This is a genomic window from Frateuria sp. YIM B11624, assembly GCF_049727805.1.
Taxonomy (GTDB): Bacteria; Pseudomonadota; Gammaproteobacteria; order Xanthomonadales; family Rhodanobacteraceae; genus Frateuria_A.
Genome location: NZ_JBCNYA010000058.1, coordinates 1 through 6,294, shown reverse-complemented (window position 1 = coordinate 6,294; position 6,294 = coordinate 1). Strand labels below are relative to the sequence as shown.

Annotated in this window: 5 protein-coding genes and 1 rRNA gene; 1 reads left to right on the top strand and 5 read right to left on the bottom strand. The window is 67.6% G+C overall.

Going from position 1 to position 6,294, the window contains the following annotated elements; genetic code table 11:
• The 4 genes from mrdA to AAIL17_RS18100 all read right to left on the bottom strand — a co-directional run.
• The coding region (gene mrdA / locus AAIL17_RS18115; protein WP_424684227.1) for a penicillin-binding protein 2 at window positions 1-1,796 on the bottom strand (1,796 nt) is incomplete at its 3' end.
• Between the two features lies 1 nt (window position 1,797).
• A complete protein-coding gene (gene mreD, locus AAIL17_RS18110) occupies window positions 1,798-2,283 on the bottom strand; it encodes a rod shape-determining protein MreD (RefSeq protein ID WP_424684226.1) in 486 nt (161 codons plus the stop codon).
• Window positions 2,280-3,221 (bottom strand): rod shape-determining protein MreC, encoded by a 942-nt coding sequence (gene mreC, locus AAIL17_RS18105; RefSeq protein ID WP_424684225.1) that lies wholly within the window; start codon window positions 3,219-3,221, stop codon window positions 2,280-2,282. Before mreC ends, mreD begins: the two co-directional genes overlap by 4 nt.
• Window positions 3,222-3,462: 241 nt before the next feature.
• On the bottom strand, window positions 3,463-4,509 hold the full coding sequence (locus AAIL17_RS18100; protein WP_424684224.1) for a rod shape-determining protein: 1,047 nt from the start codon (window positions 4,507-4,509) through the stop codon (window positions 3,463-3,465).
• Between the two features lie 243 nt (window positions 4,510-4,752).
• On the opposite strand from AAIL17_RS18100, the gene AAIL17_RS18095 reads away from it, so the two are divergent.
• Complete coding sequence (locus tag AAIL17_RS18095) at window positions 4,753-5,685, top strand: carbohydrate kinase family protein (protein WP_424684223.1); 933 nt, start codon at window positions 4,753-4,755, stop codon at window positions 5,683-5,685.
• 516 nt (window positions 5,686-6,201) lie between these two features.
• Here the strand turns inward: AAIL17_RS18095 and rrf are convergent.
• Window positions 6,202-6,294, bottom strand: a 5S ribosomal RNA gene (rrf, locus tag AAIL17_RS18090); the annotation flags it as partial.

The following is a 6,294-nucleotide window of genomic DNA, read 5'->3' as shown; positions in this document are numbered from 1 at the left end:
CCGGAGGCCTCGGCGCCCCAGGCGCCGGCCTCGAGCATGGCGACCACCGAGATCTTCGGATCGTCCGCCGGCGCGAAGGCCTCGAACCAGGCGCGGTGGCGGCTGGCGAGGTAGGCGCTGTTCTTGTTGGTGTCGTAGGCCGAGGTGGTGCGCGAGAAGCGCTCGGCGGTGCCGCTCTTGCCGGCCACCACCAGCGGGAAGCCGATGAACTGCTTGGCGCCCGTGCCGCTGGTCACCACCGCCTCCATGCCCTGCTTGATGACTTCCAGCTGCGCCGGATCGCTGACCAGCGAGGGCCCGGTCGGCGGATTGGGCAGCGGCACCTTGGGCGCGTCGACACCGTCCTGGGTTGCCATCACCAGCTTGGGTGCGCGCGGTATGCCGTGGCCCGCCAGGATCGACAGCGCATGCGTCAGTTGCAGCGGCGTCACCGCCCAGTAACCCTGGCCGATGCCGGCGATGATCGTCTCGCCCGGATACCAGGGCTGGTGCGAGTGTTCCATCTTCCACTCGCGCGAGGGCAGGATGCCGTCCTCTTCGCCGTCGAGGTCGATGCCGGTCTTGCTGCCGAAGCCGAAGCGGCCCATCCACTCGCTCAGCCGGTCGATGCCCAGATCCAGCGCCAGCTTGTAGAAGTAGGTGTTGGTCGATTTCTCGATGGCCCTGACCATGTCGACCACGCCGTCGCCGCCGCGCTTGTCGTCGCGATAGCAGCGCGACTGCCCCGGCAAGCAGAACTCGCCGGTGGACAGCACGGTGTCCTCCGGCTTGCGCACGCCGTAGGCCAGGCCGCCCAGCGCCAGGAACGGCTTGACCGTGGAGCCGGGCGGATACACGCCGCGCAGCGCGCGGTTGTACAGCGGCTTGTCCGGCGCCGTGGTCAGCGCCTTGTAGTCGGCGCTGCTGATGCCGTTGACGAACAGGTTGGGATCGAAGCTCGGCACGCTGACCATCGCCAGCACCTGCCCGTTGCGCGGGTCGATCGCCACCGCCGAGCCGGCACGCCCGTCGAAGGCGGCCATGGCGGCCTTCTGGATGCGCACGTCGATCGACAAGTACAGGTTCTTGCCCGGGATCGGCGGATGGGTTTCCAGCACGCGCTGGGTGCGCCCGTCGGCGTTGACCTCGACCAGTTCGTAGCCGGGCGTGCCGTGCAGCACGTCCTCGTAGGAGCGTTCGATGCCGCTGCGGCCGACGTGGCTGGTGCCCTGGTAGCGGTCGGGGTCGAGCCGCTTGAGGTCGTCGGCATCGATGCGCCCGACGTAGCCGATCACGTGCGCGAACAGGCCGCCGTATGGGTAGTGCCGGGTCAGGTAGGGCACCACGTCGACGCCCGGGAAGCGCCAGCGGTTGATCGCGAAGCGGGCGATGTCGTCCTCGGACAGATGCATCTTCAGCGGCACGCTCTCGAAGCGCCGGCTCTGCTTGAGGCGTTTCCTGAAGTCGGCGAGATCGTCCTCGTCCATCGGCACCACCGAGCCGATCTGCGCCAGCATCGCCTTCATGTCCGGTACCTGCTCGGGCACCACCTCCAGGCGGAACGCCGGCACGTTGTCGGCCAGCAGCACGCCGTTGCGGTCGTAGATCAGGCCGCGCGCCGGCGGAATCACCTTCGGCTTGACGCGGTTGTTCTCCGAGCGGGTCACGAATTCGTCGTGGTGCATCACCTGCAGGTAGAAGAACCGTCCGGACAGCGCGATCAGGCCCAGCACGATGAGGGCGAAACCGACCAGCGAGCGCCGCTGGAACAGCGCCGCCTCGCCGCGCGGGTCTTTCAGGGCACGCCGCTTCTTCATCTCATTGCAGGCGCAGGCGCATGCGCAGGTCGTCCAGCAGCAGGAACACGAACGGCCACAGTGCCGCGCCGACGAACGGCGAGATCCACCAGCTTGCCGGCGGCAGCGCGTCGCCGGCGAACACGCGCACGATGGTCAGCAGGATGCGGTCGTTGACCAGCAGCGCCAGCACCGCCAGGGTCTGCTGCCACATCGGGAAGAAGCGCAGCCGCGAACGGAAACGCAGTGCGATGAACACCAGCGCGGTCAGGCGCAGCGCCTGCTCGCCGAGCAGCACGCCGTCGAGCAGATCCGCTGCCAGGCCCATGGTGAAGGCCAGCCCCAGCGTCACGCGGTCGCCCGCTTCGAGCGACCAGTACAGCAGCACCAGCGCCGGCCAGTATGGCTTGAACGGTTCGAGCACGTCCGGTAGCGGCACCAGCATCGACAGCAGCGCAGCCACCAGCGTGCCGACGAACCACCACAGGCCCAGGCGCTGGCGGTTCATGGCGTGCCCTTCGGCGCCGGTGCGGCGGGTGCCTGCTGGCTGGCGCCGGCAGGCGCCAGATCCGCCGGCGGCCCCGCGGGCGGCACCGGCTCGGGCGGACCGACCGGCTCGGCCTGGTCGTGCAGCAGCAGCACGTCCTCGCTGCGGTTGATGTCCGCGCTGGGTTGCGCCTGCGCTTCCAGGAACATGCCGGTGGCCGCCGGTGCCACGCGGGTGATCTCGCCGACCGGGAAGCCCGGCGGGAAGCGCCCGCCCAGGCCGGAGGTGAGCAGCCGATCGCCTTCGCGGAGGTCGGCGGCCATCGGGATGGTCGGCAGAACCAGGTGGTCGCCGTCGCGCGAGCCGTAGGCGATGGTGCGCAGGCCAGTGCGCTCGACGGTCACCGGCAGCGCGTTGTTGGGATCGGTGATCAGCATCACCACCGAGGTCGTGGGCAGGGTTTCGATCACCTGGCCCATGACGCCACGCGCATCGATCACCGGTTGTCCCGACTTGACCCCGTCGCGCGCACCCACGTTGAGCAACAGGCGATGGCGATACGCGCCCAGATCCACGCCGACCACGCGGGCCAGTTGCACGTTGAGCTCGAGGCTGCGCTGGGTATCGAGCAGTTCCTTCAGGTGCTCGTTCTGCTGCGCCACCGCGGCCATGCGATTGAGCTTGGCGTTGGCCAGCAGCAGGTCCTCGCGCAGGCGCTGGTTCTGCACGGTCAGCCGCTGGCGGTCGGCAAAGGCCACCGAAAGCGTGCGCATGCCCTCCACCGGCAGGCCCGCGAGCCGGTACAGCGGCTCGACGGCGACGGCGGCGCCGTAGCGGATGCGCCACATCCAGCCGTTGCGGTGGTCGAGCACCATCAGCACCATCGCCAGCGCGAGGTAGCCGATCAGCCGCAAGGTGCCGGTCGAGCCGGCGAACAGGGGCGAGGATTCCTGGCCCATCGAGAGAACCTAAAAAAGGGAGGAGCGACGCAGGCGGTCGCCGTCAAGCGTGGCAGAACGAGGCGGCCCGGCACAACGGATCGGCCGCCTTCCACCGCGGAGAGGGCCACGGATGAGCGGCCAGGCAGGCCTCAATCTCATGTCAGCAACGCGCCCCCGCATCGCCCCCTCGCGGGCACCGCCATCCGGATCGGCCCTCCTGCGGTCGGCAGGCGGACCGGCTCGCGGAGCAAGCCTCGATTCACTCCGGAGCGAAGAAGTCGCTGCCGTGCTGGTCGATCAATTCCAGTGCCTTGCCGCCGCCGCGCGCCACGCAGGTGAGCGGATCGTCGGCTACCTGCACGTGCAGGCCGGTCTCCTCGGAGATCAACCGGTCCAGGTCGCGCAGCAGCGCACCGCCGCCGGTGAGCACGATGCCGCGTTCGGCCACGTCCGAGCACAGCTCCGGCGGCGTCTGCTCCAGCGCGGACTTGACCGCCGCCACGATGCCCGACAGCGGCTCGTGCAGCGCTTCCAGCACCTCGTTGGAGTTGATCGTGAACATGCGCGGCACGCCCTCGGCCAGGTTGCGGCCGGAGATCTCGATCTCCTTGACGTTGGCCTGCGGGAAGGCACAGCCGATCTCGAGCTTGATGCGCTCGGCGGTCGATTCGCCGATCAGCGTGCCGTGGTTGCGGCGCACGTAGTTGATGATCGCCTCGTCGAAGCGGTCGCCGCCCACGCGCACCGACTGCGAGTAGACGATGCCGTTGAGCGAGATCACCGCGACTTCGGAAGTGCCGCCGCCGATGTCCAGCACCATCGCGCCGCGCGCCTCGTGCACCGGAATGCCGGCGCCGATCGCCGCGGCCATCGGCTCCTCGATCAGGAACACGTCGCGGGCGCCCGCGCCTTCGGCGGATTCCTTGATGGCGCGGCGCTCGACCTGGGTCGAACCACACGGCACGCAGACCAGCACGCGCGGACTCGGACGCAGCATGCGCGACTTGTGCACCTGCTTGATGAAGTGCTGCAGCATCGCCTCGGTCATGGTGAAGTCGGCGATGACGCCGTCCTTCATCGGGCGCACCGTGGCGATGTTGCCCGGCGTGCGGCCGAGCATGCGCTTGGCGTCGCCACCGACCGCCGCCACCGTGCGCGGGCCGCCCGGGCCGCGATCCTGGCGGATCGCCACCACCGACGGCTCGTTGAGGATGATGCCCTGCCCACGCACGTAGATCAGCGTGTTGGCGGTACCGAGGTCGATGGAAATATCGTTGGAGAAGATGCCGCGGAACTTCTTGAACATGAGGCCTGGCGCGCCGGCAGGAGAAGAGAAAAGTAAGCGCGTCAGTCTAGTGAGCGGCCCCTACCCACGCAAGCGCGAAGAAGTTAAGAAAGCCTTGCAGAACGCGATGATGCGCGCATTTCCTGAGCCCGATCGCCGCTCCGGTGTGCAAGCGCCTGTCGCCTTGGGCGATGCGTCGCGCTACGATTGCAGGGTTTGCCGGACCACTCGCCGTCCGCGTCGCTCAACGGGGTTTTCTTCGACATGTCAGCCGTCATCTGCGGTTCGCTGGCCTACGACACCATCATGGTGTTCCCGGACCAGTTCAAGAACCACATCCTGCCGGACAAGGTCCACATCCTTAACGTCTCCTTCCTCGTGCCGCAGATGCGGCGCGAGTTCGGCGGTTGCGCGGGCAACATCGCCTACAACCTCAAGTTGCTCGGTGGCGACCCGCTGCCGATGGCGACGGTCGGGCAGGACTTCGGGCCCTATCGCGAGCACATGATCCGCTGCGGCATCCGCCTGGAAGGCGTGCGCGTGTTCGAGGACCAGTTCACCCCGCAGTGCTTCATCACCACGGACCTGGACAACAACCAGCTCACCGCCTTCCATCCGGGCGCCATGTCCAGCTCGCACCACAACCACGTGGGCGACGTGGCCGACGCCGAATTCGGCATCGTGGCGCCGGACGGACGCGAGGCGATGCTGCAGCACACCGACGACTTCGCCGCCAAAGGCGTGCCTTTCATTTTCGACCCGGGCCAGGCGATGCCGCTGTTCAACGGCGATGAGTTCCGCTCAATGATCAGCAAGGCGAACTACGTCATCGTCAACGACTACGAGTCGCAACTGCTGCAGCAGCGCACCGGCTGGAGCGCCGAGGAGATCGCCAGCCGCACGCAGGCGTACATCGTGACGCTCGGACCACGCGGATCGCTGATCCACACCGGCGGCCAGGTCATCGAGATTCCCGCCGCCCGCGAGCGGCAGGTCATCGATCCCACCGGTTGCGGCGACGCGTACCGGGCAGGCCTGATCTTCGGCATCATGCGCGGCTACGATTGGCCCACGATCGGCCGCATGGCGTCGCTGATGGGCGCCCTCAAGGTGGAGCACCCGGGCACGCAGAACCAGCGCTTCGCCTACGACGAGTTCGCCGAAGCGTTCCGCGAGCAGTTCGGCTACGCGCTCTAAGGTCCTAGACGGCGCGCCGCATCTGCTGCGCGCCGCCGGCCACAACGCACAGCAACATCAGTCGCGGCAGCGCTATCGCCCATGGTAGGCCACCGAGGCTGCAGCCAAGCGGCAACCAAGGTGGCCACGCAATCGGTGACGCCGACGCTACCGAACGGCGATCTCGGTTCGCGGCGCACGTTCGACCAAACCGGGGCGATCTATCCGGTCAGCGTGATCAGCTCGTTGGCTATTAAGGTTGGCCTTCAATCAGATTGCTGCGCTCCCTCGCGCCTTTCCGCATACCGAAAGACCAGAGCGCTGCGGACCGCGCTTCGCGCGACGACGGCTGCTTGAGCCAACGAGAAAACGACCGCCATCGAACTCGAGGTTTCCTTGTGCGCGTCATTGCAGAAGCAATGCTTCGACGCTGATGCCTCGCAGTCACGCCTGAATGCGCTCTCATGATCGGCGCCGGCGCCGCCACCAAAAAGAAAAACCCCCACCGTTTCGGGTGAGGGTTTTCCAGGATAAAGCCCCTGGCGGTGACCTACTCTTGCATGGACAAGCCACACTACCATCGGCGCGGCTGCGTTTCACTTCCGAGTTCGGGATGGGATCGGGTGGGAC